Source organism: Acinetobacter sp. D009 (genome assembly GCF_038562025.1).
In the GTDB taxonomy this organism is placed as follows: Bacteria; Pseudomonadota; Gammaproteobacteria; order Pseudomonadales; family Moraxellaceae; genus Acinetobacter; species Acinetobacter pittii.
The window spans coordinates 1769814-1796747 of sequence record NZ_CP151886.1 but is presented as its reverse complement, the minus strand read 5'-3'; the positions used below and the strand labels follow the sequence as shown (position 1 = coordinate 1796747).

The 26934-nt window shown below is 40.6% G+C and carries 20 protein-coding genes and 1 pseudogene; 10 read left to right on the top strand and 11 right to left on the bottom strand.

Going from position 1 to position 26934, the window contains the following annotated elements:
- Window positions 1-40: 40 nt before the first annotated feature.
- The 5 genes and pseudogenes from AAC388_RS08490 to abaQ form a co-directional block, all read right to left on the bottom strand.
- The gene (locus tag AAC388_RS08490; RefSeq protein WP_080973475.1) at window positions 41-1525 is read right to left on the bottom strand and encodes an aldehyde dehydrogenase family protein; all 1485 of its coding nucleotides are present in this window, start codon (window positions 1523-1525) and stop codon (window positions 41-43) included.
- 51 nt (window positions 1526-1576) lie between these two features.
- A pseudogene (locus AAC388_RS08485) lies at window positions 1577-1870 on the bottom strand (4-hydroxybenzoate 3-monooxygenase); the annotation flags it as partial.
- Window positions 1871-2111: 241 nt separating this feature from the next.
- Window positions 2112-3686: an aldehyde dehydrogenase (NADP(+)) gene (locus tag AAC388_RS08480; protein ID WP_342371495.1), complete on the bottom strand. Its 1575-nt coding sequence runs from the start codon at window positions 3684-3686 to the stop codon at window positions 2112-2114.
- 10 nt (window positions 3687-3696) lie between these two features.
- Complete coding sequence (araD1, locus tag AAC388_RS08475; RefSeq protein ID WP_001165776.1) at window positions 3697-4695, bottom strand: AraD1 family protein; 999 nt, start codon at window positions 4693-4695, stop codon at window positions 3697-3699.
- 10 nt (window positions 4696-4705) lie between these two features.
- A complete protein-coding gene (abaQ, locus tag AAC388_RS08470; protein WP_342371494.1) occupies window positions 4706-6010 on the bottom strand; it encodes a multidrug efflux MFS transporter AbaQ in 1305 nt (434 codons plus the stop codon).
- Between the two features lie 169 nt (window positions 6011-6179).
- On the opposite strand from abaQ, the gene AAC388_RS08465 reads away from it, so the two are divergent.
- A complete protein-coding gene (locus AAC388_RS08465; protein ID WP_342371493.1) occupies window positions 6180-7913 on the top strand; it encodes an IlvD/Edd family dehydratase in 1734 nt (577 codons plus the stop codon).
- A gap of 83 nt (window positions 7914-7996) precedes the next feature.
- The gene (locus tag AAC388_RS08460; RefSeq protein WP_342371492.1) at window positions 7997-8713 is read left to right on the top strand and encodes a FadR/GntR family transcriptional regulator; all 717 of its coding nucleotides are present in this window, start codon (window positions 7997-7999) and stop codon (window positions 8711-8713) included.
- A 68-nt stretch (window positions 8714-8781) separates the two neighbouring features.
- Here the strand turns inward: AAC388_RS08460 and AAC388_RS08455 are convergent, their stop codons facing one another.
- A complete protein-coding gene (locus AAC388_RS08455) occupies window positions 8782-9576 on the bottom strand; it encodes a TorF family putative porin (RefSeq protein WP_342371491.1) in 795 nt (264 codons plus the stop codon).
- An 81-nt stretch (window positions 9577-9657) separates the two neighbouring features.
- Window positions 9658-10572 (bottom strand): LysR family transcriptional regulator, encoded by a 915-nt coding sequence (locus tag AAC388_RS08450; protein WP_342371490.1) that lies wholly within the window; start codon window positions 10570-10572, stop codon window positions 9658-9660.
- 100 nt (window positions 10573-10672) lie between these two features.
- Here AAC388_RS08450 and AAC388_RS08445 point away from each other — a divergent pair, with 100 nt between their 5' ends.
- The 8 genes from AAC388_RS08445 to AAC388_RS08410 all read left to right on the top strand — a co-directional run bounded on the left by AAC388_RS08445 (window position 10673) and on the right by AAC388_RS08410 (window position 19799).
- On the top strand, window positions 10673-11779 hold the full coding sequence (locus tag AAC388_RS08445; RefSeq protein WP_025465977.1) for a muconate/chloromuconate family cycloisomerase: 1107 nt from the start codon (window positions 10673-10675) through the stop codon (window positions 11777-11779).
- A 23-nt stretch (window positions 11780-11802) separates the two neighbouring features.
- Window positions 11803-12093 carry a muconolactone Delta-isomerase gene (gene catC, locus AAC388_RS08440; RefSeq protein ID WP_017386076.1) on the top strand — a complete coding sequence of 97 codons (291 nt, stop codon included), beginning with the start codon at window positions 11803-11805 and terminating at the stop codon, window positions 12091-12093.
- 160 nt (window positions 12094-12253) lie between these two features.
- On the top strand, window positions 12254-13174 hold the full coding sequence (gene catA / locus AAC388_RS08435; protein WP_202732340.1) for a catechol 1,2-dioxygenase: 921 nt from the start codon (window positions 12254-12256) through the stop codon (window positions 13172-13174).
- Window positions 13175-13308: 134 nt separating this feature from the next.
- Complete coding sequence (locus tag AAC388_RS08430) at window positions 13309-13980, top strand: 3-oxoacid CoA-transferase subunit A (protein WP_342371489.1); 672 nt, start codon at window positions 13309-13311, stop codon at window positions 13978-13980.
- Between the two features lie 18 nt (window positions 13981-13998).
- Window positions 13999-14652: a 3-oxoacid CoA-transferase subunit B gene (locus AAC388_RS08425; protein ID WP_342371488.1), complete on the top strand. Its 654-nt coding sequence runs from the start codon at window positions 13999-14001 to the stop codon at window positions 14650-14652.
- 419 nt (window positions 14653-15071) lie between these two features.
- The gene (gene pcaF / locus AAC388_RS08420; protein WP_342371487.1) at window positions 15072-16286 is read left to right on the top strand and encodes a 3-oxoadipyl-CoA thiolase; all 1215 of its coding nucleotides are present in this window, start codon (window positions 15072-15074) and stop codon (window positions 16284-16286) included.
- A 10-nt stretch (window positions 16287-16296) separates the two neighbouring features.
- Window positions 16297-17076, top strand: a complete 780-nt coding sequence (pcaD, locus tag AAC388_RS08415) for a 3-oxoadipate enol-lactonase (protein ID WP_342371486.1) — start codon at window positions 16297-16299, stop codon at window positions 17074-17076.
- Between the two features lie 260 nt (window positions 17077-17336).
- Window positions 17337-19799: a penicillin acylase family protein gene (locus AAC388_RS08410; protein WP_342371485.1), complete on the top strand. Its 2463-nt coding sequence runs from the start codon at window positions 17337-17339 to the stop codon at window positions 19797-19799.
- A 70-nt stretch (window positions 19800-19869) separates the two neighbouring features.
- Here AAC388_RS08410 and AAC388_RS08405 read toward each other — a convergent pair whose 3' ends face one another.
- From AAC388_RS08405 to tynA, 4 genes are all read right to left on the bottom strand, one after another.
- On the bottom strand, window positions 19870-21357 hold the full coding sequence (locus AAC388_RS08405; RefSeq protein WP_342371484.1) for an NAD-dependent phenylacetaldehyde dehydrogenase: 1488 nt from the start codon (window positions 21355-21357) through the stop codon (window positions 19870-19872).
- A gap of 44 nt (window positions 21358-21401) precedes the next feature.
- On the bottom strand, window positions 21402-23009 hold the full coding sequence (locus AAC388_RS08400; RefSeq protein ID WP_342371483.1) for a GMC family oxidoreductase N-terminal domain-containing protein: 1608 nt from the start codon (window positions 23007-23009) through the stop codon (window positions 21402-21404).
- A gap of 68 nt (window positions 23010-23077) precedes the next feature.
- Window positions 23078-24295: a hypothetical protein gene (locus AAC388_RS08395; RefSeq protein ID WP_342371564.1), complete on the bottom strand. Its 1218-nt coding sequence runs from the start codon at window positions 24293-24295 to the stop codon at window positions 23078-23080.
- A 144-nt stretch (window positions 24296-24439) separates the two neighbouring features.
- A complete protein-coding gene (tynA, locus tag AAC388_RS08390; RefSeq protein ID WP_342371482.1) occupies window positions 24440-26755 on the bottom strand; it encodes a primary-amine oxidase in 2316 nt (771 codons plus the stop codon).
- Between the last annotated feature and the right edge of the window lie 179 nt (window positions 26756-26934).

Below are 26934 nucleotides of genomic sequence, written 5' to 3'. Positions count from 1 at the left end.
CTAAAACAAAATGTATCTAAGCTTAATCAGATACCAAGTTTTATTTTTGCGCCGTAACCCAATGGGTGGTCGTATATTCCTCAACGATCCATTGATCATTGAAACGGCCTAAACCTGAGTTCTTTTCGCCGCCGAATGGGGCATTAGGATGATCGGCAACCGAAATCTCATTAATATGAGACATACCTGCCTCAATCCCCAACGCAAATTTCACTCCACGTTCATGATTTGAAGTACACACCGCACTCGATAAACCAAATTCAGTGTCATTGGCAAGTTCAAGTGCATGAGCTTCATCACGTGCTTTTAAAATTGGTAGAACTGGACCAAAACTTTCTTCTTTCGCCACAGCAAAATCTGGCTCAACATTGATGAACACATGAGGTCCAACCAAATTGCCCTCAATTCCACCGTCAAAGAATAACGAAGCACCTTCATTTTGTGCTTGCTGAATAATACGGCGGATATTGTCAGTTTGCTGATTATTAATAATTGGCCCAACTAGAGTCTCTTCATTGGCTGGATCACCAACTTTAATGTTTGCCAAAGCAGGACGTAATTTTTCTAGGTATTGATCATAAATCTTTTCATCAATGATGACGCGGTTGGTACTCATACAAATTTGCCCTTGATGCAAAAAGCGTCCCATTACCGTTAAATTCACTGCAAGGTCTAAATCAGCATCGTCCAAAATTACTAATGGCGCATTGCCTCCAAGTTCTAAGCCAACACGTTTAATCCGTCTGGCAGACATAGCTTTTTCAGCTACTCGCTTGCCGATCTGTGTTGAACCAGTAAATGAAATAAACTTGCTTGTATCATGCTCAACCACATAGTCGCCAATTTCACTGCCTGCCCCGACAATTACATTCAACACACCCGCAGGGGCATTTGCCAATTCAAAAATTTTGGCAATAATCAACCCACCTGTCACAGGCGTATCACTTGCTGGTTTAAGAACAATAGTATTACCCAAAGCAATTGCAGGAATCACCGAGCGCATGCTCAAATGGAAAGGGAAATTCCAAGGACTTATGACTGTAATTACACCTAAAGCTTTATGGAATACTTGACTAACTTGTCCCTCATGGGCAGGTTTTAAATCAATTACCTCATTTACAGCATTCGCATATTTTAAAGATGCTTGAGAAATTTTAAGTGCCGCATCTACTTCAATATTCGCTTTAAGTCTTGAACTTCCAGCTTCATTTATTAACCAATCTACAAGAGATTCACGATGTTGTGTAATCACCGCAATAATACGTTCAATCAGAGATTGACGTTCACTCACAGTGGTTTTTTGCCATGATTTAAACGCTGATTGCGCAGCTTGATATGCTGCATCAACATCTTGTTGGCTGGCTCCTTGAATATCATCAATATGCTGACGAGTATAAGGATTTGTATTCGTTACAATTTTATTCGATGAACCGTTAATCCATTGTCCATTGATAAATTGTTGGTTAAAACTCTGCGCTAAACTCATGGTATATCCCTTTTTAAAGAAGCAATCCATCTGCTTCATTGTTTAATATCGTCTAATCTTATTTTTCAGGAAGAAATAAGATCGACTATGCTATTGTATTACAATGATTTCTTCATATTTAGGTATAACTTTATCCTGATAAGGTAAACCTACATAATTTTCGGCCAATGTCGTAAACCCAGCATTAGAATCTAAAATATAGTTCAGTTCAGCCTGCTTAATTTTATGATCGAATTCCGTTTCAAAACGATGCAGTAAATTTGTCATCCGCCATGAAAAGCGCTCTACTTTCCAAACACGTTTCAAACATTTTTCAGAATACTCATCTTATGTCGAATTTCTTTGATAGAACTCAATTAAAGCACTCAATAAATAGGTAATATCAAGTGAAGTTTTTCATCACATTTTCTCCATATCCTGATCCATAAATTATTTTTTTTAGAGCGCTTTTGATATAGATAAATTTCAGTAAAAACCGATTAATGATTTTAATGTCCGCATATCGGACAAAATGATTATCAAAAAAAACTAGATATTGAAGGGCTATTAATCAATACATTTTGCTTTAGATTTATTATTCGAAATAGTAAAAAGAGACCAGCGAGTGGTCTCTTTTTTAAATTGCTTAGATAGCCTCTCTGGTCATCTCACCATTCACCAATCTTAAAATCTGCAATGGATTGCTATCTTTTAAAGCTTCTGGCAATAAACTCTGCGGATAGTTTTGGTAACACACAGGTCTTAAGTAACGGTCAATTGCCAAGGTTCCAACAGAAGTTCCTCTTGCATCAGAGGTGGCTGGGTATGGCCCACCATGTACCATCGCATCACAAACTTCTACACCTGTTGGGTAGCCATTTATGAGTAATCGACCGGCTTTTTCCTCTAGCACAGGAACCACATCTGCAAACTCGGTTAAGTCTGCCTCATCGGCAATTAAAGTCGCAGTCAGCTGACCATTCATGCTTTGTAGTGCCTGAATGAGTTGGGCTTTATCTTCAACTTCAATGATGACTGTGGTTGGTCCAAAGATTTCTTCTTGCAGAAGTTGGTCGCCTGCCAGTAAAAGTTCAGCATCAGCTTTAAACAGTTGCGGCTGCGCCTGATTGCCTTGTTGAGCCTGACCTGCCAAATGCTTAATACCTTGATGCCTGGTTAAGTGCTCAAGACCAGCGGTATAACTTTTTAAGGTGCCGGCATTCAGCATGGTTTGTGCAGGTTTGCCACCCATAATTTCGGTTAGGTTACTAATGAGCTGACTAAACTCGGCTGATTTAATACCTAAAATTAAACCCGGATTGGTACAGAACTGACCACAGCCTAAAACAACTGAGTCGGCTAAGTCCTGTGCAATTTTTTCACCACGGGTTTTCAGGGCTTCTGGCAACATCAGCATCGGGTTAATACTGCTCATTTCAGCAAACACCGGAATCGGTTGTGGACGGGCTGCCGCCATATCACATAAAGCGCGACCACCACGAAGTGAACCTGTAAAACCTACAGCCTGTATTAAAGGGTGCTTCACTAAAGGTTCACCCACGCCATTACCATAGATCATGTTAAATAGGCCTTTAGGCATATTTGATTTTTCTACGGCACGCTCAATTGCCTGCGCTACAAAATCTGCTGTCGCCATGTGTCCACTATGTGCTTTCACTACGACAGAACAACCTGCCGCTAAAGCAGAAGCAGTGTCACCACCTGCGGTTGAGAATGCTAAAGGAAAGTTACTTGCCCCAAAGACTGCCACAGGGCCAACACCGATTTTAATCTGGCGCAAGTCTGGGCGAGGTAAAGGCTGACGCTCAGGCAAGGCTGTATCAATACGAGCACCTAAAAAATCACCACGGCGTAGTACTTTGGCAAACAAACGCATTTGTCCACTGGTACGGGCACGTTCACCTTGTAAGCGTGCAAGTGGCAAAGCGGTTTCCTGTGAGACAATTTCAAGAAAATCTGTACCTAATGCATCGAGTTCATCGGCAATATTTTCTAAAAAGGTAGCGCGCTGTTCAGGTGATGTATGGCGGTAAGTTTTAAACGCTTGACTTGCTGCTTCACAAGCTTGATTCACCTCTTGTTCGGTTGCATGGCGAAATTCATAAGGCAAAGCTTCGCCAGTTGTTGCATTCACACTTTTTAGTAAAGTTGAACTTTGTGAACTACGTGAACCGCCAATAAAGTTGTGTCCGATAACCATTTTATATTCCTTAGAGAGTAATAACTGAACCAATCGGTAATTCGGGTTGCATATGAGCAAGTTTGTTTTTGAGTGGATGACCGAACTCTTTCATTTCTATTTCAAACTCATCATTAACTTGTGCTTGAATACCATCGGCAAAAGATAGAGTCGCTGTACCGAAATAATGGATATGTACATCCCCTGCTTTTAAGAATTGTTGATACTTAAAGTGGTGATATTCCAGATTTGCCAAGCTATGACACATATTGTCTTCACCCGACAAAAACTCTTTTTCCCAAATGATTTGTCCATTACGGCGCAAGCGGCTGGTTCCGACTAAATGTTTTGGTAGTTCACCTGTCCGTAAAGCCGGACCAAAACTACAAAAACGTAATTTTGAATGCGCCAGATATAAATAATTACGACGCTCCATCACGTGATCAGAATATTCATTGCCTAGCGCAAACCCGATTCGGTAAGGCTTTAAGTCTTCGCCAATCACATAGAGGCCTGCGATTTCAGGTTCTTCGCCGCCATCTTCGGCAAATGGTGGTAAAGGTAATTCAGCTCCCGGTCTTACCACAATTGAACCGTCACCTTTATAAAACCATTCCGGTTGCGCACCGATCTGACCTTCTGCTGGACGGCCCTTTTGTAGGCCCCATTGAAATATTCGCATGGTGTCGGTTACCGAGCTGTCATCACTTAAATTTTGTTGATGCATTTTGTCGCGTGCAGATGCAGAACCTAAATGGGTTAAACCTGTACCGGAAATTAAACAATGTGTTGGATCTGGATGATCTAAAGGCGGCAATACCTTTAAGTCTGCTAATAAAGATGAATAATCATAAGTTTCGGACTCAAACCCTAACGCCTCAACTTGTTGTTCCAGTGAAACTTTATTGCGGATTGCTAAAAGTGCTAAATCACGAACCGATTGAATATCTTTAACCGGATATGCCATGTTGCCTTCTACTTTCGCGACGGCACGTTGATTTGCACGATTTTCAAATTGAATAATTTGCATGTTTTATTCCTTACAAAGGCTTTTGAATATTCACTGTTTGTGTTTTTTGACGTTCGAGCTTGGCATAGACGATGTAAGTCAAAATCAGACCAAAAAGCATGACGATAGATAAGAAATACAAACCAGCAGCCATATTTCCCGTGTATTCTTTTAAAAGTCCGATGCCGAATGGCCCGACATAGCCACCTAAATTTCCAACAGAGTTAATTAAGGCGATACCAGCCGCTGCACTTGCACCTGTTAAGAAACGACCCGGTAATGTCCAAAACACGGCAGTCGATGAAAATAGACAGAACGCAACTACAGCCAAAGCTGCCAACTGCATAACTGGAGAATTTAGCCAACCACTTAAAAACATTGCACAAGCACCTAGTGCATACAGAAAACTTAAGTGTCCGTAACGATCGTTCAGGCGATCAGTACTACGCGGAATAATGAGAAGTCCAATAATTCCAAAAATATAGGGAATGCTAGATAAGAACCCAATTTGAAGATCAGTACCTCCGCCAAATTGCTTAATAATGGTAGGAAGCCAGAGATTTAAACCATAAATACTTAAAGTTACCGGTAAGTAGTAAAGTGCTAATAAAAGTACGCGTTTGTCTTTTAAAGCATGTAGTGGATTGGCATGTCGGGTTTGGTCATATTCGGCTTCATCTTTAACGAGTTCATTTTTAAGCCATTGTTTTTGTTCAATGCTTAACCATTTTACTTTATCAATGTTATCGGGCAGCCACAAAAATGTAGGTAAAGCCAATAAAACCGCGGGCAAGCCAACTGCAACAAACAACCATTGCCAGCCGTGTAAATTTGCAATGCCATCCATTCCAAGTAATAGACCAGCTAAAGGCCCTGCGATCATCATGGCAATCGGTTGTGAAAGCACAAACATTCCCATGATTTTTCCGCGATGTCGCACCGGATACCACTGTGTAATTAGGTATAAAACACCAGGAAAAAAACCCGCCTCTGCTACACCGAGTAAAAACCTTAAGAGATAAAAACTTTTAGGGCCTTGAATAAGCGCCATGGCCATGGTGATGAGGCCCCATGTTAATAAAATGCGGGTAAACCATTTACGAGCACCAAATTTGTCTAAAAGCAAATTACTTGGAACTTCAAAAAGAAAATATCCAATAAAAAATAAGCCAGCTCCTAGACCATAGGCAGCATCACCAATTCCTACATCGGCACCCATATGCAAATGAGCGAACCCGACAGCGGCCCGATCAATATATGCCACCAGATATAGTATGACTAATGCAGGTATCAGCTTAAACGTGACCGTCCGTATTACATCCTTTTCGAAATCCATGTTCGACTCCATTTCCTATTATTTACTTATAGAGCATCTTGCTCGTAAATTATCCTTTCAATTTAAAATATAGTAATACTATTTAAATTTCAAACCTTTTAAAAATAAAATTTATGGTGTATTTTTAAATTAATTAATTCTAATAGTAATACTATATAGGGAAATTTGTATGAATAACAAACAAGTTCTTCGTTCGGCTGCTTGGTTTGGTACAACGGATAAAAATGGCTTTATGTATCGTAGCTGGATGAAGAACCAAGGAATTCCAGATCATGAGTTTCAAGGCAAGCCCATTATTGGAATTTGTAATACGTGGTCTGAACTCACCCCATGTAATGCGCATTTCCGAAAAATTGCCGAACACGTAAAAAAAGGGATTTTAGAAGCGGGCGGCTACCCTGTTGAGTTTCCTGTATTTTCAAATGGTGAGTCGAATTTACGTCCTACCGCCATGTTTACCCGTAACTTAGCCAGTATGGATGTTGAAGAAGCGATTCGTGGTAACCCTATTGACGGTGTGGTGTTACTGACAGGTTGTGATAAAACCACCCCTGCATTATTAATGGGAGCTGCAAGTTGTGATATTCCTGCCATTGTAGTAACTGGTGGGCCAATGCTGAATGGTAAGCACAAAGGTAAAGACATTGGTGCAGGTACTATCGTTTGGCAAATGCATGAAGAGTTAAAAGCAGGAAAAATTGATTTAAACGAATTTCTATCTGCTGAATCTGGTATGTCACGCTCAGCTGGTACATGTAACACCATGGGCACGGCTTCTACAATGGCATGTATGGCTGAAGCCCTAGGCACTTCTTTACCACACAATGCAGCCATTCCAGCGGTAGATTCGCGCCGTTATGTGTTGGCTCATCTTTCTGGCATGCGTATTGTTGACATGGTTCATGAAGATTTACGTCTTTCTAAAATCTTAACCAAAGAAGCCTTTGAAAATGCCATTAAGGTCAATGCAGCTATTGGTGGTTCAACCAATGCCGTGATTCATTTAAAAGCAATTGCCGGACGTATTGGAGTTGATTTACAACTCGATGACTGGAACCGTGTCGGCCGAGGTATGCCAACCATTGTTGACTTACAGCCTTCGGGACGTTTTTTAATGGAAGAGTTCTATTATAGTGGCGGCTTACCAGCCGTAATTCGCCGTATGGGCGAAGCCAATCTCTTACCACATCCACAAGCTTTAACCGTAAATGGTCAAGGCATTTGGGAAAATTGCCAGCAGTCACCTATTTATAACGATGAAGTGATTCGAAAAATAGATAATCCAATTCGACAAGATGGCGGCATGTGTATATTACGCGGTAATTTAGCGCCTAAAGGTGCGGTGCTTAAACCGTCTGCCGCAACACCAGAACTGATGAAACACCGCGGTCGTGCAGTCGTATTTGAAAACTTCGATGATTATAAAACCCGCATTAATGACCCAGAGCTAGATGTCGATGAGACTTGTATTCTTGTGATGAAAAATGCTGGCCCTAAAGGCTATCCGGGCATGGCCGAGGTTGGAAATATGGGCCTACCACCAAAAATTTTAGCCAAAGGCATTACCGACATGGTTCGTATTTCCGATGCACGTATGAGTGGAACAGCTTATGGCACCGTAGTTTTACATGTTGCCCCAGAAGCCATGGCTGGCGGGCCTTTAGCCGTAGTTCAAAATGGTGACTTTATTGAACTTGATGCCTATGCTGGAAGACTTTATCTAGAAGTGAGTGCTGAAGAACTTAAGCAACGTCTTGAGAATTTAGCGCCTCCAGCTCCTCCAAGCTTTATTGGTGGTTACCGTAAACTCTATGTAGAACATGTTTTACAAGCCGATGAAGGGTGTGATTTTGATTTCTTGGTCGGTTGCCGTGGCTCGGAAGTTCCACGTCATTCTCATTAATATTTATTCTTGAAAAAGATGATCTTGTTAAAACACAAGGTCATCTATACCATAGGATATTCAACATGTCGTAATAGTGAAATATGAGTAAAGCTGACTATAAAAATCCTATTCCAAGCAAAAGTCAACATGCGTTAATTGTTCAACAATTGGGATTAAAAATTGTTTCTGGAGAAATCTCAGAAAATGAAAAGCTCCCAAGTGAAGTAGATTTATGTGAGGAATATAAAGTCAGCCGCCCTGTCTTTCGCGAAGCAATACGCGTTTTAAATGCTAAAGGCTTAACTTACTCTAGACCCAAAATCGGAACTGTGGTGAGACCAAAAGAAGAATGGCATTTACTCGACCCCGATGTACTGTTTTGGCTAATTCAAACAACGCCTGAACACGAATTTTTTAAAACACTTTCTACTGTACGACGCGTTTTAGAACCCGAGCTTGCTTATATTGCAGCAAGCACGGCAAATGAAGATGATATTGAACGCATTAAACATGCCTATGAAGGGATGGAAAAAGCGACAACAGTTGAAGAATTTATAGAGCCAGATATTCAATTTCACTTAGCAATTGCCAAAGCAACGCATAATGACTTGCTGGCTTATATGTCGAAAATGCTGGTTTTACCTTTGCAGCAATCTATTCAAGTCACCAGTCTGCGCCCAAATTTACAAGGCCATTCACTACCTAGACATAAAGCAATTTTGACAGCAATTGAAAATAAAGATCCGCTTTCTGCTCGCCATGCTTCACTTGTTCAGCTAGACGACACCAAAATGGCTTACGATTTAATTAAAAAATAATCTTTATGTATTCAATATTTAAAGCCTGATCACTCAAAATAGAGTCATCAGGCTTTTTTATTTATAAATTAGAATACCTTTTTAACTGAGACAGTAAATGTCGAATCAATCGGATTTGAAATTGGCGCATCAGGTTCACCATTACTATATTTTTTATAGAAACCATCTTTGTCCCAAGCTTTGGCATACGCTAAGCCAGTAGTCCAGCCATCCCCTAAATCTTTGATCAATTCGACTTTCATATCTTGAAAGTTAGCTTCCGAGAAATTTTTAATTCTTTCATAGCCATAGTGAGCACCAAAAGTCCAAGACTCATTGATAGGCTGAGTAAAAGTTAGATCTAGATAAGTTGTTCCTCGTGAACGTTTACCTGCTGGGCCACCCATCGTATCTGAGTTATAGCCTGCATAATCTGGAGTGTAGGTAATAAAATATTTAAGAGTCAAAGGCCCATAACCAATTTGAGGCACAATTTCGCCATAGTTATAACTGGTACTTCCCGTTTCAGGCGTACTTTTAGCTCCCGGATAGTAGTAATAAAAAACCGTCATTCCAGCCGAAAACTTATCAAAAGTTTTTATATAACCTGTGTAAAAATCCCACTCAACTGAAGCATCACGAAGATAGTTAGAACTTACATTTGAAGCCCAAGACCCTACAAACAATCCATTCGGATTTGCATAATCTAGACCAATTTGTAATGCAGGCTTGCCCCAAGTTTGTTGAAAACCACGTGAAATATATTGACTTGCAAAAGTCACATTCGCACTATACGGAGAAATTTGTTCTTGTTCACTTAATTGTTCAGCATGTACAACACCTGTAGACATAATGAGAGAAGCTATCCCTAAAATTTTTCTCATTCAATAATTCCTTTTAAATATTACCTATAATCTTAAAGTTTTAAAATAACATGATAATTCAATTTAAAACGTATTAAAAAGTTATAAATTTAAATTTCTGGACACTTCTTCTTGGCTATAGATCTCTTCAATACAGTCTAAAATTTTAGGAATGTATGAACTTTGGTCCATGTTACGCATAGATAGAGAAATGGGACTATAGGCTTCTAAGTCTAAGATATTTAAATAAGTTAGATTCTTCATTCCAATATCACAGGCACTTTCCGGAATAATACATATACCCTCTCCAGATGCCACCAAGCCAAGTGCCATATGAATTTCGCGGACTTCAGTCAGTTTGGCAGGAACAAGACCTAATTTGGTAAATAAAGCTTGAATAGTGGTCGAAAAATTCGGCTTAGGTGTCGTTGGATAAGAAAAAATTGTCTCATTGATAATTTGAGATAGATAAATTCCTGAATCTTGAAACTCACTTAAAGGATGCTTTTTATGAATCGCGAGTTTTAATTTTTCTTTTCGAAGTAGAAGTCGCTTAATGGCAGGATCACTAATCGGTAATCGGCCAAAACCTAAATCAATTTTTCCTAACTTTAAAGCTTCGACCTGATCTCGTGTACCACATTCAATAAGCTCGACATGAATGTCAGGATTTTTTTGTCTAAATAGATAAATGACCTGTGGTAATCGCCCATAAAGAAGCGAACTTACATAGCCAACTTTGACAACATTCTCGACCAGCTTCAGTTTCTTTGCCATAGAAGCAGCTTGAGCTGTATGCGTTAGAATTTGTACTGCATGTTGGTAAAAAAACAGCCCTGCTTCAGTCACTTTTAATGGACGTGAGCCTTTCACAAATAGATCAATGCCTAATTCTTCTTCTAGTTTTTTGATTTGACGCGTGAGTGGTGGCTGAGCAATAAAAAGCTTCTCAGCCGCTTTAGTCAGACTTTGTTCTTCCACAACGGTAACAAAATAACGTAGATGTCTTAATTCCATTAATATACCTTTTTAGTATCTTAAAATACCGTTCTATATCTATTTTAGGCTATTACATTCTTCTATGGTATGTAAACAAGTTTGAAATAGTTGAAACTTCATGTATAGAACCATAGAAACCATACTTGTGGATATTCCAACTATCCGTCCTCACCAGTTGTCTGTGACTACCATGCGTACTCAGACTTTGGTGCTCGTTAAAATTACGACCACGGATGGTATTGTAGGTTGGGGTGAAGCGACCACCATTGGTGGACTGAACTATGGTGAAGAAAGTCCTGAAAGTGTCAAAGCCAATATTGATACTTACTTTGCACCATTACTCGCATCAGTTAAAGATTTAAATGTTGCTCAAACACTAAAACTGATTCGTAAGAATATTAATGGTAACCGTTTCGCGAAATGTGCCATTCAGACTGCTCTACTTGATATTCAGGCAAAACGTTTAGGCGTGCCATTAAGTGAAGTTTTAGGTGGCCGTCTACGTAATAGTTTACCTGTACTTTGGACGCTCGCGTCTGGTGATACAGAAAAAGATATTGCTGAAGCTCGGAAAATGATTGAGTTAAAACGTCATAACACGTTCAAACTCAAAATTGGTTCACGCCCTTTGCAACACGATGTTGATCATGTGATTGCAATTAAAAAAGCACTCGGTGCAGATATTAGTGTACGCGTTGACGTAAATCGTGCATGGTCAGAGCTGGAATGTATTCAAGGTATTCAACAGCTTCAAGATGGCGGGATTGATTTAATTGAACAGCCTTGTGCTATTCAAAACACAGAAGCACTTGCTCGCCTCACCCATCGTTTTGATGTCGCAATTATGGCAGATGAAGCTTTAACGGGTCCCGACAGCGCATACCGTATTGCAAAAAGCCATGGTGCTGATGTATTTGCAGTAAAAATTGAACAATCTGGTGGTCTGATTGAAGCGTGTGAAGTTGCCAAGGTTGCAGGTTTGGCTGGGATCGATCTTTATGGCGGTACTATGCTTGAAGGCCCTGTAGGTAGCATGGCTTCTGCTCATGCGTTTGCAACCTTTGAAACATTAGCGTTTGGTACTGAATTATTTGGTCCGTTATTGCTTACAGAAGAAATTTTGAAAGAACCGCTACGTTACGAAAACTTTGAATTGCACTTGCCAACGGCTCCCGGCTTAGGCATTGAAATTGATGAAGATAAAGTCGAGAAATTACGTCGTTAAGGCAACAGGATAAGGAGTTTCCCATGTTATTTCATGTACGTATGGATGTGCATATTCCACTTGATATGCCAGCCGACAAAGCAAATGAAATTAAGGCTGTTGAAAAAGCCTATTCGCAAGAATTACAGCGTCAAGGCAAATGGCGTCATATCTGGCGTATTACAGGTCAGTACTCAAACATCAGTATTTTTGATGTCGAGAGCAATGAAGAATTGCACAATATTTTACAGGGTTTACCTCTCTATCCTTACATGAACATCGAAGTGATGGCACTTAATCGCCACCCTTCTTCTGTTCGTGATGATGATTCGTAAACCAAAAGAATTTTTTAAATGTGATCTCTGAAGTCCATTTAAAAACCAAGCAGATTATTCAGAAGGTAACAAGGAACGTGGCGGCACTTATTCGCTAGCAAAACAAAATGCCCGCAGCGCTGCCACCCAAAACCGTATTGCATACTTAAGGAGTTTTAGTATGAACCGTCAACAAATTGATGCGCTTGTAAAACAAATGAATGTCGACACTGCAAAAGGTGAAGTTGATGCACGTGTTCAACAAATTGTAGTGCGCCTTCTCGGGGATTTATTTCAAGCCATTGAAGATTTAGATATTCAACCTTCAGAAGTATGGAAAGGTTTGGAATATTTCACAGATGCTGGTCAAGCAAACGAACTTGGTCTTTTGGCAGCTGGCTTAGGTTTAGAGCACTATCTTGATTTACGTGCAGATGAAGCTGATGCAAAAGCTGGCGTTACGGGTGGCACACCTCGTACCATCGAAGGCCCACTTTATGTAGCTGGCGCGCCTGAATCTGTTGGTTTTGCGCGTATGGATGATGGCACTGAATCGGGCAAAATTGATACCTTAATTATTGAAGGTACTGTGACCGATACTGATGGCAATATCATTGAAAATGCCAAAGTTGAAGTATGGCATGCTAACAGTTTAGGTAACTATTCATTCTTTGATAAGTCTCAATCTGACTTCAACTTACGTCGTACCATCTTGACTGATGCTGATGGTAAATATGTTGCATTAACAACTATGCCTGTAGGTTATGGTTGCCCGCCAGAAGGTACAACTCAGGCCCTTCTTAACAAATTAGGCCGTCATGGTAACCGTCCATCTCACGTTCATTACTTCGTTTCTGCACCGGGTTATCGCAAACTGACTACTCAATTCAACATTGAGGGTGATGAATACTTATGGGATGACTTTGCTTTCGCAACGCGTGACGGCTTAGTTGCAACAGCAATTGATGTAACTGACCCAGCTGAAATTCAACGCCGTGGTTTAGATCACGCTTTCAAACACATCACATTTAACATCGAACTTGTTAAAGATGCCGCTGCTGCTCCTTCAACTGAAGTTGAACGTCGTCGCGCTAGTGCTTAATTGAAAGTATATGTGAGTTAAAAGTTCGCTTTTGACTCACAAAATTTATTCCAATTATTACTACCATTAAGAATTTAAATAAATTTTTAGCGGTAGTAATACATCACGTTACCTCATGCTCTAGGGTTTCTCACATGATTGACAAAAGTAAGTCCTCACTAAGCGAGGTTCTATCGCAGATTAAAGATGGTGCAACCATTCTAATTGGTGGTTTCGGTACCGCAGGACAACCCGCTGAACTCATTGACGGTCTTATTGAACTCGGTGTTAAAGGCTTAACCATCGTCAGTAACAATGCCGGTAATGGCGATTATGGTCTGGCTAAACTGCTTAAAGCCGGTTCGGTTAAAAAAGTGATTTGCTCTTTCCCACGTCAGGCAGATTCTTATGTGTTTGATGAACTTTACCGTGCCGGAAAGGTCGAGCTTGAAGTCGTACCGCAAGGTAATCTGGCGTGTCGTATTCAGGCAGCAGGCATGGGATTAGGCGCAGTGTTTACCCCAACAGGCTTTGGAACACTTTTGGCCGAAGGTAAAGAGACCCGTGAAATTGATGGTAAAGACTACGTACTCGAATATCCGATTAAAGCTGACTTTGCTTTGATTAAAGCTTACAAGGGCGACCGCTGGGGCAATCTGGTTTACCGTAAATCTGCACGTAACTTTGGCCCGATTATGGCCATGGCTGCGGATGTCACCATTGTTCAGGTTTCTGAGGTGGTTGAGTTAGGTGGATTAGACCCAGAGCACATCATCACCCCAGGTATCTTTGTACAGCATGTTGTACAAGTAGCGCCAGCAAAGTAAGCAATAAGGAGAAATAACATGAGCTACCAGAAACTCAGCCGTGACCAGATTGCAAAACGTGTGGCACAAGATATTCCAGATGGTGCCTATGTAAACCTAGGCATTGGCTTACCAACCAAGATTGCAAGCTACTTACCTAACGATAAAGATATTTTCCTTCATTCTGAAAATGGCCTGTTGGCATTTGGCCCACCACCAGCGGCAGGTGAAGAAGACCCTGAACTGATTAATGCGGGTAAAGAGTTTGTGACCATGCTTGAAGGTGGTAGCTTTTTCCATCATGGCGATTCATTTGCGATGATGCGTGGCGGTCACCTTGATATTGCAGTACTCGGTGCATTTCAGGTAGCAGCGAATGGTGACTTGGCCAACTGGCACACGGGAGCACCGGATGCAATTCCTGCGGTGGGTGGTGCGATGGATTTGGCGGTTGGTGCCAAGAAAGTATTTATCACCACAGACCATGTGACCAAGCAAGGTGAACCGAAGATTGTGGCTGAGCTGAGCTATCCGGTGACAGGCAAGAAATGTGTTGACCGTATTTACACCGACCTGTGTGTAATTGATGTGACTAAAGATGGTTTAAAGGTAATTGAGAAAGTGGAAGGTCTTAGCTTTGATGAGTTGCAGGCTTTGACTGGTGCAACTTTGATTGATGCGACTCAAGAGTAAGGTTTGCAAAGCAAAGATTTATTACACAGCATTCACTATCGTGACAGGCGACATGGATGTCGCCCGCTGGACAGGGAGGTAAGGAAGCCTCCTCTGTTCAACAAAGGTTTTTGTTACTTTTGACCTTTCAAAAGTAAGGTATCGCTTATGCAAAAGCCCTACGAATATCATAGTAAATTACAGCCGTGATGTTATCCGTTGATATGAAAATTTATAAATCATCACAACGGAGTCTTATCTGTTTAAGCCAGATACCAGTAGCTAATTCGTGTCACTTTTTTAAAAAAGTGACCAAAAATCTTTGTTACTCAGACACAACCTCCCTGTTGTGCTGAGCAACACGGCGACATCCATGTCGCCACCACAAAATACTTACGGAGAATGGCTAAAAAGGCCTGAAGTAAAGGACAAAAGTTAGAATGAAAAACGCTTATATCATCGATGCCATCCGTACTCCATTCGGCCGTTATGCCGGTGGCCTTGCTCCTGTCCGTGCCGATGACCTTGGCGCTGTGCCAATCAAAGCCTTAATTCAGCGTAACCCGAATGTAGATTGGGAACAGGTCGATGATGTGATCTATGGTTGTGCTAACCAAGCCGGTGAAGATAACCGTAATGTCGGCCGTATGTCAGCACTTCTTGCAGGTTTACCGTATCAAGTGCCGGCAACCACTATTAACCGTTTATGCGGTTCTTCACTCGATGCCATTGCCATTGCTGCCCGTGCCATTAAAGCCAGTGAAGCGAACTTGGTGATTGCAGGTGGTGTAGAAAGCATGAGCCGTGCACCTTATGTGATGGGTAAGTCTGACAGTGCTTTTGGCCGTAGCCAGAAGATTGAAGACACCACCATGGGCTGGCGTTTCATTAACCCTAAACTTAAAGAATTGTATGGTGTAGACACCATGCCCCAGACTGCCGAAAACGTGGCTGAACAGTTTAACGTGAATCGTGCAGACCAGGACCAGTTTGCCTTGGTGAGCCAACAACGCACCGCAAGCGCGCAAGCCAAAGGCTTTTTTTCTAAAGAAATCGTGGCAGTTGAAATCCCTCAGCGTAAGGGTGAGGCTGTTGTGATTGATACCGATGAACACCCACGTGCATCAACTACACTTGAAGCTTTAAGCAAACTTAAACCTGTTGTAAAAGCAGATGGTTCTGTGACTGCAGGCAATGCTTCAGGCATCAACGATGGTGCAGCAGCTCTACTGATTGCTTCTGATGAAGCAGTTCAGGCCTACAACCTAAAACCCCGCGCCAAGATTATTGCTTCAACAGCGGTGGGTGTAGAACCACGCATTATGGGTTTTGCTCCGGCACCAGCCATTAAAAAACTACTGAAACAAGCCAACCTGACTTTAGATCAGATGGATGTGATTGAGCTGAATGAAGCCTTTGCTGCGCAAGCTTTGGCAGTGACCCGTGATTTAGGTTTACCAGATGATTCTGACAAGGTAAATCCAAACGGTGGTGCAATTGCTTTGGGTCATCCACTTGGTGCATCAGGTGCACGCCTAGTAACCACAGCCCTAAACCAGCTTGAGCAAACAGGTGGTCGTTATGCCTTGTGTTCAATGTGTATTGGTGTAGGTCAAGGCATTGCTTTGATTATTGAACGTGTTGAAGCACTTTAAGGAGAAACAAATGCCATCTTTTCAATCTGCCGATGCACAAATTAACTATCAAACTTTTGGTGAGCCATCTTCCCCTGCTCTAGTGTTTTCCAATTCTTTGGGCACCAATTATGGTATGTGGCAAAAACAGTTTAATGAGTTAAAGAATCAATTTTTTGTGATCTGCTATGACACACGTGGTCATGGTTCATCATCTGCCCCTAACGGCCCATATACTGTAGAGCAATTAGGTGAAGATGTTGTTCGTTTACTGGATCATCTGAATATTAGCAAAGCTGCTTTTTGTGGTATTTCTATGGGTGGTTTAACCGGTCAATGGCTGGCAATTCACTACCCTGACCGTTTTAGTCATGTGGTTGTGGCAAATACTGCCGCTAAAATTGGACAAGAACAGGCATGGTTTGATCGTGCAAAATTGGTACGTGAGCAAGGTTTACAACCAATCGCAGCTACAGCAGCTTCGAGATGGTTTACAGATCCCTTTATCCAAAGTCATGCTTCAATCGTCAACAACCTGTGTAACGACTTAAGTGCTGGCAGCGCAATCGGTTATGCCAATTGTTGCGAGGCTTTGGCTAAAGCGGATGTCCGTGAGCAGTTAAAAGACATCAAAATTCCTGTATTAGTGGTTGCTGGAACTCAAGACCCAGTAACTACAGTTGCAGATGGCGAGTTTATGCAGCAACGTATTCCGCAATCAAAACTTGCAGAAATAAATGCCTCTCATATTTCTAATGTCGAGCAACCAGAAGCTTTTAATAAAATCCTAAAGGATTTTTTAGTGAACTAATTTCGCTATCAATAAACTTTATTCATCTCTAAAAAGGCCAATCATGGCCTTTTTTATTCTCTCAAAATAGAAAATTAAATAACTTGTTCGAGAAGGTATAAATATATACCTCAAATGTAATGGAAAATTACATGGATAAATAACAGTATTTTAAATTCATGAACAGGGCTTGTTCATCAGTGACGTGAATCTAAGAAGATTCTTAAATCGTTCACTTCTACATCATAATGAAAGTAAGGATATCTAAATTGAACATACCTATGCTGAATTCTCGGCCTCACCCTACACGCCCTTTAATTAAATATGGAACATTACTTTTAGGTGCACTTTTAGCGGGTTGTAATTCCTCATCAAGTTTAGACCCCACACCGACACAAAAGCAGATCACAATTAAGCGCGATAAATTCGGTACACCACATGTATATGCAAATGATACCTATGGGCTTTTCTACGGTTATGGCTATTCGGTAGCGACTGATCGATTATTCCAGATGGAAATGTCGAAACGTACAGGACAAGGTACAGTTGCCGAGGTGCTCGGTCCCGACTATCTCCAATATGATATTGCAACACATAGCCGTTTTGACCCGGAAAATATTAAACAGCAACTCGCCGCACTCTCACCAGAAGACCGAGCAATTTTTGAAGGTTATGCCGCAGGTTTTAATAAGCGTGTTAAAGAGGTTTTAGCAGATCCAGCTCTTATGCCTAAAGAGTTCACAGATCATGGTTTTAAACCATCAACATGGCAACCTGAAGATATTGCTATGGTTTGGGTAGGCTTAATTTTGAATCGCTTCTTTTCAGCAAGTTCCGAAGTATCAAATTTAGATTTGCTTACGCAACTGCAAAAAGAAAAAGGCCAAGAAGAAGGTCTTAAAGTCTATCAACAATTACGTTGGCTAAACGACCCAAGTGCTCCAACTATTATTCAATCTGCACAAAAAACACAGCTTATAGCGCGTCAACAGCAAATACTTAAAGACATTAGCCCTATTTCAAACAAAGCAGCCAAAACCTATCTAGCTCAAGCTCGCATTGCTTTAGGCAAAAGTGTGGTAGATGGTGTACCTACCGCCAGTAATGCATGGGTCTTAAAAGGTGATAAGACCATTGAAGGCCAAGCAGTTTTATATAATGGCCCACAGCAAGGATGGTATACACCAGCAATTACTTACAGTATTGGTTTACATGGAGCTGGCTATAATTTGACAGGTATAACTCCTGTTGGCTTACCTGCGATTTTATTTGGAACTAATGGCAAAATCGCATGGGGTTCGACGGTAGGTTCACTCGATACTAACGATGTTTATCAACTCACCCTAAATCCAAGTAATTCAAAAGAATATTTATATAAAGGGATATATATTCCATTTGAACACAAGCAAGTAAAAATAAAAGTTAAGAATCAGGCCGACCATGTTTTAGATGTTTATAAGAGTAAACAAGGCTTTGTAAGTACATGGGATGAAAATAATCATACGGCGTATGCGCAAAAACGTAGCTGGGAAGGTGTAGAAATTGAAACCTTATTAGGATGGGCAAATGCAGCCAAAGCCTCAAATTGGGATGAGTTTCTTGCTCAAGCCAAGCATGTCGCAGCCTCTATCACTTGGTTCTATGCCGATACTAAAGATAATATTGGTGTTGCTGCTTTAGGTCGTTTACCTATTCGTCCTGAAAACCAACATATTCAGCTTCCAGCTAAAGGTGATGGTTCAATGGAGTGGCAAGGTTTTTATGACTTCTCACATAACCCTAAAGAGTACAATCCACAAAAAGGCTATGTCACAAGCTGGAATAACAAAGCCTATGCAGGTTTACGCTCAGATTCGTCAAACTTTTCTTATGTTGATCGGGTCAATGAACTAATTGAACCTTTAGAAAGCAAAGCAAAACTGAGTCAGCAAGAAATTTGGGAAATTAATAAAACAGCTGCATGGTCTGATTTAAATGCACGTTATTTTGTTCCTTATATGATTCAAGCTGCACAAAGCCCTAAGGCATCACCGTTAGCCAAAAAAGTCGCGCCATTACTTGCCAATTGGGATCTTAAATTACGCCCTGATAGCGAGGCGAAATATTATCAAGGTGCAGCATCAGCAATTACACGTGCATGGCTTAATCAAATGATTGAACTGGTACTCAAACCAAACCTTTCAGAAAATATTTATAAGCGTTATACCGATACGCTTTATCCGGTAAATAATGATCCACGAAGTGCACAGCCAGCGAGTGCATCAAAATTAATCTGGAATGCACTGCAAGGAAAACAGGCAAGCATTCCTCAGAATGTTGATTTCTTAAAAGGACAAACAGCAGATGAGGTCGTATTAAAAGCTTTAGAAAATGCACTGACTGAACTTTCAAATCAATATCACTCTACCGACCCGAATGACTGGAAAATTCCGGTCGCAACCATGGGCTTTTCTAGCAAAAATTCGGTAGGCATTCCTTGGGCTGATCCATCGTATGAACAACAGCTTAGCACCTATGGAAATACGGGAAGTGCTACTTTTAGAGTGGTCTTAAATCCAAATCAAGTCACCATGTGTTCGATTTTGGCCCCAGGACAAAGTGGTTTTATCAATCAAAATGGAAAACCTGATGCCCACTTTGCAGATCAGCTCCCTTTATTTGAAAGTTACAAGTGTAAAGATGATGCGGTGAGTCAAAAGGAAATCGACCAATCAACTCAACAAAGCATCACTTTAAACTACTAATGTTTTAGTCCAATTTTTATTTTAAAGGCTGAGGTTTGTTATTTATAAAGTGACAAACCTCTTTATTGGCTTAATACCGAATCATGACTGATTTTAATTCGGTGTAATCTTCAATAAATGCATCTGAAAACTCTCTGCCAATTCCTGAAGCTTTTACCCCACCAAATGGAACTGATGGATCTAAGAACGTATGCATATTGACCCACAAGGTGCCTGCTTCAATTTTAGGAATTAAACGTAAAGCTTTAGATAAGTCATTTGTCCAAATACTTGCGGTTAAACCAAAGCGTGACTGATTCATAAGCTGAATAAGTTCTTCATCAGTTTCGAATGGCATTACCCCGACTACTGGACCAAAAGTTTCCTCCGAAAATAAAGGATCATCGGTATTTTTTAAGGAAATCAAAGTCGGCTGTACAAAATATCCTGTCTGATCTAGAGTCTCACCACCGGCAATAATCTGGTTTTTGGCTTTAGCCATATCTAAATAATGTTTCACTTTATGAAAATGTGGCTGATTAGAGAGTGGACCAAACATACTTCCTTCATCCATAGCCGATCCAATTTTGAAACTAGAAAGTGCTTTAGATAGTTTCTCGACCAGTTCATCATATTTTGCACGGTGTACAAAAAAACGCTCTGGGGATGCGCAAACTTGACCTTGATGTACAAAAGTTGCTTGTAATAAAGTTGGTAAAATCTCATCAATATTTGCATCGGCCAAAACGGCTATTGCATTTTTACCACCCAGCTCCAGACTTACACGGGTTAAATCACTGCTCATCGCGAGCTTACCAATCGCAATACCTGTTGGTACTGAACCTGTAAATGAGACTTTCTTAACGAGCGGCGACTCAATTAAATATTGTCCTGTATCACCTTTACCCGTAACCACATTAATTACACCAGCTGGAATACCTGCCTCAATGGCAAGTTCAGCTAAACGCAATAAAGATAAGCTGGCAAATTCACTAGGTTTAAGCACAATGGTACAACCCGTTGTTAAAGCTGAACCGATTTTCCAAACACCAATCATGAGTGAAAAATTCCAAGGCACAATCCCTGCAACCACACCAATCGGTTGTCTTAAAGTAAAGGCTGTATATTTCTCACCTTGCATAGAAGGAATAGAGGGTTGCATAGTTTGACCATTAATTTTAGTTGCCCAACCAGCAAAATATCTCAAGAAAATAACAGATTGTGCGACTTCAAGGTGTCTTGAAATATTGATAAGTTTTCCAGTAGATAACGATTCGAGCTGTGCAAGTTCTTCACCATGTTGTTCAATTAAATCTGCCAACTTATTTAATTTAATGCCACGTTCATACGGCGTAGTTTCAGCCCAAGCATTTTGAAAAGCATGTTCAGCACTTTTCACCGCATTTTCGACATCGTGTTGACTACCAACACTAATTTGAGCAACCACTTGTTCAGTCGACGGATTTACAATATCCACTTTATCTAAAAGCTCGGCAGCAACTAACTTTCCATCAATAAAATGTCCGTGTTGTCGTGCCATAAATTGCTGTACGCTTTCTAAAATCTGAACTTCACTCATTTTCTTTTCCTCTTTTCATTTCTAAACTTTTGTTATGACAGCAACTACGCGACCTGATTCAAAATAAAGTCTGCACCGCGTTCACCAATCATTATGGCAATTGCATTGGTATTACCACTTGGAACTTGTGGGCAAATAGAACAATCCACCACACGTAAGTTTTTAAAACCATGTACTTTAAGTGTCTGATCTGTGACCGAATCTTGCGGAGCATTGCCCATTTTGCAGCTACCTGCGGGGTGATAAACCGTTTTAATGTTCTGACGCATCCATTTATCAATCGCTTCAATATCATCAGGATCGATATTTGCAGGCTCAACGACTTCTTTGACAATCGCTTTCAATGCTGGTTGTTGTAATAGGCGAAGTCCAGCCTGTACCGCACGGATATTTGCGTCAATATCTTCTTGATGGCCTAAATAATTAGGGTCAATGACAGGCAAATCTTTTGGATCTTTACTGCTTAATCGTAAAGTCCCACGTGCTTTTGGCTGTACATGTCCGACTTTAATGGTAAGGCCATGTGCCTGAGCCGCTGCTTTTTCACCGGGGGTATTATCGAAATTATCCAGCACAGGTAAAAAATGAAATTGGACATCAGGTCGACCATTGTTGTTTGTGTCAATAAAACCACCACCTTCTAGAATATTGGTGGTTAGCAACCCTGAACGTGTAAAACACCATTGTAAAAAGTGTCGTACAGCGGTTAAACCTTGGTCTTCACCGAGCAGGCTGTTATTGGTTGTTACTGTTGCATTGACCGACATATGCAAATGGTCGTGAAAATTGTCACCTACAGGTAAGTCACGAATGCATTCTATTCCGAGTTCATCTAAATGCTGTTTTGGGCCAATTCCGGAAAGTAATAAAACCTTAGGACTGCCAATTGCACCAGCGCTCAGAATGACTTCTTTTTGAGCCTGTACCGTAATCGGTGATTTTCCGCCAACACTGTAAGTAACCCCAGTAACCTGATCACCTTGAGTTTCAATTTTATGTACTAAGGCATCCGTAATGACCGTAAGATCTGGGTGGTTTTCGACTGACTTTAAATAAGTTTTTGAGGTACTCGCCCGAGAACCGTTTTGAGTAGTAGTTTGATAAAACCCTACCCCCGCCTGATCCCAACCATTAATATCATTGACATAATTCATCCCCATTTGTTGACCTGCTTTAATACAAGCAAGTGTTAAAGGATGGCGATAACGGTTTTCACTGACAGGTAAAATGCCATCTTGTCCGTGATATTCATCAGCAAGACTTTCATTTTTTTCTGCTTTCTTAAAAAAAGGCAGCACATGTTGATAAGACCACTGATTGCATCCCCATTCCGAGGACCATAAATCATAATCCTGTCGTTGGCCTCGGCAATAGATCATGCCATTAACCGAGCTTCCACCTCCCAACACTTTTCCTTGTGCAAGGATCATTTCACGATGATTACAATATTTCTGCGGAACAGTCATGTATTGCCATGATTTTTGCTGGAATACTTTAACCACCGTTGCAGGTATAGTATGAAACATACTGCTATCTCGGCTTCCAGCCTCTAAAACAAGAACGCGCCCTGCCTTGGCTTCTAATAGTCGTGCTGCGACCACACAGCCTGCTGAGCCAGCACCAATCACGATATAGTCATATTGTTGATTCATCTGATTTCATATCCTAATTTTATTTCTATGAATGTACCGCCAATAAACACGATCTCCTTCGCTCTAATTTAATAGATGTATTGCAGAATCAACTGCGCATATACATTGGTCTTATCATCGTAGTTTTGAGTACCACTACTATGGATATCGTGTTTCGGTTTATAGAGTCCCACTAAAGGAATAACGTTGAATTTTTTATTAACCGACCAGACCGAAAAGACATCCAGCTCATGTCCATCCACATTGGTTAAAGACTTATTTACTGTTTTGAACTTATAGGCCAAAGCACCCAACATAAAATTTTCTTTTAGATTCAGACTATAAGAAACTTGATGAATATCTGCATTTTTATTGAATGGGCCTGCATAGTTTCCGGCAACTTCGCCCTGAAACCATGTACCAAAGCCGACTGTATTTCCATAAAACATAGAGTCGTATTGGTCTGAAAAATGGCTAAAACGGTAGCCTAATGAGGGTGTATATTTTGAAGATAAAAAGTTATAGTTCAGCGCTAAGTAGCCAGCATTTTCGTGGCCATCTTTTTTATCTTGAACCACAAACTCAGTTTTAACTTGCAGCTCTGGCAAAGGTTGATAATTCAAACGTAAAGCATAATTTTTTAGATCTTCGCGTCCTGAAACGTGTTCAGCATCTTCAAGGTCTAATACATTTAAGTAAGTGAACCCAACGCCCTTATCTTTAAGCTGATACATCAGATCAGTCACAAACAGTTCAGGTGAAAATTGTGCTTTGTTATTTGATTTTAAATAAGCCAACTTTAGGGTTGTATTCTCTTGCGGTTTGTATTGAAGCAAACTTGTAAAATCAAAGCTTCGACGAGCTGCTAAATAATATGCCCCGCCCCGATCTAATGTGCCATCCGCAGGTGTTTTACCGAGGTTTAACGCATCACCTGCAATGAAAAACCCATCACCAATCATGATATTTTGTCGACCGATACTTAAATCATAGGTCGTTAACTCATCTTTATTGGTACCGTCTTTAAAACCAATGATCCATTCATTCACATCTGTTTTACGTTCTTTGCCATTACTATTTTGGCCTGCATCGCCATCACTAAATGTTGCTGAGCTAATACCACTCAAGCTTGCATAGAGTTGATTATTTTTAAAGGTGTATTGTCCTTTAGCACCATATTTAAGGTGACCTTCTTGCCAATTGATTCTTTCATCATCTAGGTTTTCACCGTTATAGCTTTTACCGCTACTAAAAGCCCCCAAAGTTGCTTCAAAAGTCGGTTTAATTTCAAGCTCACCAGCATGCACAGTTGAAAAAAATGAGACAAAGAGAGTCCCTCTCACAACCTGAGAAAATAAATTTTTCATTGAGAAATTCCTTTTTTGCGAACGGTCTAACCGTGCTCAGGTATGGGTAACCTATTCGTTACCCATTCTGGCTTATTCACATTTTTATTGATGGTCGTGCTGTGTGTTTTGCTCTTCTTCACCCAAGTTTAAAGTCGGGGTGCTGTCAAAGAAGTTCCAAGGTTTGATGAGTGTATTCACCCACTCTGTCGGCATGATTGGCCATTCTTCAGCACGCGCCACATGCGTTGTACCTGTTGTCATCCAGACCACAAGGTCTTTATTTTCAATACTTTCATTGTTGCCAATGAATTGTCCTAATCCTGTGTCATGAGTTGAACGGTTTGAATATTTCCCTTCAGGGTAGCGTTCGTCTGGATTGTACTGAGTCACCCAAATTTGCTTATCCATAAAGTTCAAACGTTTAAATAACCATTCATCTTTAGAAAAATTGGCTCCTTTTGCCACAGGGTGTGTTCCACCTGCAAAAGGAATCAATTGGTAAGAAACTGGATTACCTAATCTATTTTCCTTGTTGAAATTCGTGAGTAAGCGAATGGTAGACGGATCAAATTTTTCAGCCGCATTTTGCTCATTCATAATGACTTTACTGTCAATTTGCATTGAACTTGTACGAACACCACCTTTCGCATTGGCTTTCACCACTGGGTCCATATGCATAAAGCTGTTGTTTTCCCCATCTACATCCATGTCTAAGCGGAAGTTATAGATGTGCTGATGCGTTGTACCCACAATATTATGGTCAATTAAAGTTCCATATTTGGTATCTTCTTTTGCGGTACTGTCATGCATGGTGCGTGATTTAACGCCTTTAACAGCTTCAATACCCGTCGCACCCGCATTAATTCCAATTACACCATTTTGGGCAAATACCCAGTCAAACATGTAATCGTAATTCCCCACTGTACTAATCCAGCGCACAACAAGTTCACGGCGGGCTTCACTAGCATCTTGGTTACCAAAAATTTCGTGATGTTTATATTCAGGCCCAGCATAACGCTCAAACACAGCAATGGCATTTGGAATTACTTGAGGCTGGCCTTTATAGTCTGCGATCACAGCATCAAGTAAAACAGCGTTGTCGGGTGCATCTGTTCCCGGAATAATAGATGAGGTAAGTGTTCCCATCCCATATTCGCCAGAGTCTAAATAAGATTTGAAGTACCATCCAATATCAGGGTCACCATATGGAACCACCATTCCACCAAGGTTTCCTTCATACATGACTTTACGCTTCACACCTTTATCTTTGTAAGTCACGGTTGAAAGCTGTAAGCCAACACGAGAGTCTAAGGCCACATGCAAACACCAGTTGCCCCAATGTATGGTTTGACCTGTAATGCTAAAGTTCTTACCCTCAGGTTCAATAATATTGAGTGGTTTTAGCTTACTTGCTACTGGCTTATTCGACATATAAGGTCGATTTGCCATTGGCACAGGAATGATTGCGCCTTCTTCAATCTTAATAATTTTTTCTTTATCTAAATCGACTACAGCAACTAAATTTTCAATTGGATGCGCCCAATAATTACCATCGCCTACATCGAGGTAAGCGACGACTTTTAATATATTGAGTTGTTTGTCCAAACCATCTTTACCGCCAAAATATCCAACAGTTAGCGGAGTAGCAATCACCTTCTTCACATCGCTAATGCCGCGTTTCCGTAATGCTTCCTGATATTCTTTACTTGTCTCAATTACACGCTGTACGGCTTCAAAATTATCGAGCAGCACCATTCCATGAGTGTCTTTCAGTACATTCCATTTTGTGACTTGTTGAGTGTTAAGATTAACTTCACCTTCAATCGCTTGACTCCCCTTTAACAAAATAAATGAGGCAATACGATCTTCTTTAAATTCTTTGTGATTAATAAAGTAATCCCAAACTTTGGCTTTTTCAGGCTCTTTAAGCTTTAACTCGGCAAAACGCATATTTTTATAGGCGTATTTCGAGCGGTTAATCACATCAAATGTCTTTTTAATTTCGTCAGAGTTTAGGCTATTGAGTGGGTGAAACGTATTTTCAACTTTAAAGGTTTGATCCAACCCAGACTGGAAGACTTCATTAAAAAAATCTTTTCCAATAACAGGTTTACCATCTTTAATTAATAAAGGCACGCTGAGTTTGAAAGGTTTGCCATTCACCAAAACCTGATCTGAATTGGGTTTGGCCCGAACCACCATAGAGCCTTTGGTAATTGTATAGGTATTGGTAAAGTCATCTTTAACAACTTTAGCACCTTGCTCACTCATGTTTTGATAAAGTGAGACCATGTCGGCCTTGCCACCATGCGCAAACGCTTGAGTATTGAGTCCCCAAAAGCTTGCAGCGATTGATAAGTTAAGTGCCAGTATTTTTTGTATGTCATTCAATAATCGTTGTTTACGCATTGGTTTCATCCTTTTCATCTATCCCTGAACTATCTGAATCAGACAGTTAAAATGCACTTCCTGTGAGTGAAATTCATTAGACTAACTTAATAGTTTTATGGTTATTAAGCTTATCTAACCTGCTCTAATGAATTTAATTTCAACACAGTTACATAGGGCTAGCTTGTTCAAGAATGACGTCGAATTTG

What these genes read in the sequence shown, in the direction of transcription:
- AAC388_RS08430 (WP_342371489.1), top strand. Translation starts at nt 13,309, where the DNA reads ATGATTGACAAAAGTAAGTCCTCACTAAGCGAGGTTCTATCGCAGATT.
- araD1 (WP_001165776.1), bottom strand. Translation starts at nt 4,695, where the DNA reads ATGCAAATTATTCAATTTGAAAATCGTGCAAATCAACGTGCCGTCGCG.
- AAC388_RS08465 (WP_342371493.1), top strand. Translation starts at nt 6,180, where the DNA reads ATGAATAACAAACAAGTTCTTCGTTCGGCTGCTTGGTTTGGTACAACG.
- catC (WP_017386076.1), top strand. Translation starts at nt 11,803, where the DNA reads ATGTTATTTCATGTACGTATGGATGTGCATATTCCACTTGATATGCCA.
- pcaD (WP_342371486.1), top strand. Translation starts at nt 16,297, where the DNA reads ATGCCATCTTTTCAATCTGCCGATGCACAAATTAACTATCAAACTTTT.
- tynA (WP_342371482.1), bottom strand. Translation starts at nt 26,755, where the DNA reads ATGAAACCAATGCGTAAACAACGATTATTGAATGACATACAAAAAATA.
- AAC388_RS08410 (WP_342371485.1), top strand. Translation starts at nt 17,337, where the DNA reads ATGCTGAATTCTCGGCCTCACCCTACACGCCCTTTAATTAAATATGGA.
- AAC388_RS08425 (WP_342371488.1), top strand. Translation starts at nt 13,999, where the DNA reads ATGAGCTACCAGAAACTCAGCCGTGACCAGATTGCAAAACGTGTGGCA.
- AAC388_RS08480 (WP_342371495.1), bottom strand. Translation starts at nt 3,686, where the DNA reads ATGGTTATCGGACACAACTTTATTGGCGGTTCACGTAGTTCACAAAGT.
- abaQ (WP_342371494.1), bottom strand. Translation starts at nt 6,010, where the DNA reads ATGGATTTCGAAAAGGATGTAATACGGACGGTCACGTTTAAGCTGATA.
- AAC388_RS08400 (WP_342371483.1), bottom strand. Translation starts at nt 23,009, where the DNA reads ATGAATCAACAATATGACTATATCGTGATTGGTGCTGGCTCAGCAGGC.
- AAC388_RS08405 (WP_342371484.1), bottom strand. Translation starts at nt 21,357, where the DNA reads ATGAGTGAAGTTCAGATTTTAGAAAGCGTACAGCAATTTATGGCACGA.
- AAC388_RS08445 (WP_025465977.1), top strand. Translation starts at nt 10,673, where the DNA reads ATGTATAGAACCATAGAAACCATACTTGTGGATATTCCAACTATCCGT.
- AAC388_RS08450 (WP_342371490.1), bottom strand. Translation starts at nt 10,572, where the DNA reads ATGGAATTAAGACATCTACGTTATTTTGTTACCGTTGTGGAAGAACAA.
- pcaF (WP_342371487.1), top strand. Translation starts at nt 15,072, where the DNA reads ATGAAAAACGCTTATATCATCGATGCCATCCGTACTCCATTCGGCCGT.
- AAC388_RS08460 (WP_342371492.1), top strand. Translation starts at nt 7,997, where the DNA reads ATGAGTAAAGCTGACTATAAAAATCCTATTCCAAGCAAAAGTCAACAT.
- AAC388_RS08490 (WP_080973475.1), bottom strand. Translation starts at nt 1,525, where the DNA reads ATGAAGCAGATGGATTGCTTCTTTAAAAAGGGATATACCATGAGTTTA.
- catA (WP_202732340.1), top strand. Translation starts at nt 12,254, where the DNA reads ATGAACCGTCAACAAATTGATGCGCTTGTAAAACAAATGAATGTCGAC.
- AAC388_RS08455 (WP_342371491.1), bottom strand. Translation starts at nt 9,576, where the DNA reads ATGAGAAAAATTTTAGGGATAGCTTCTCTCATTATGTCTACAGGTGTT.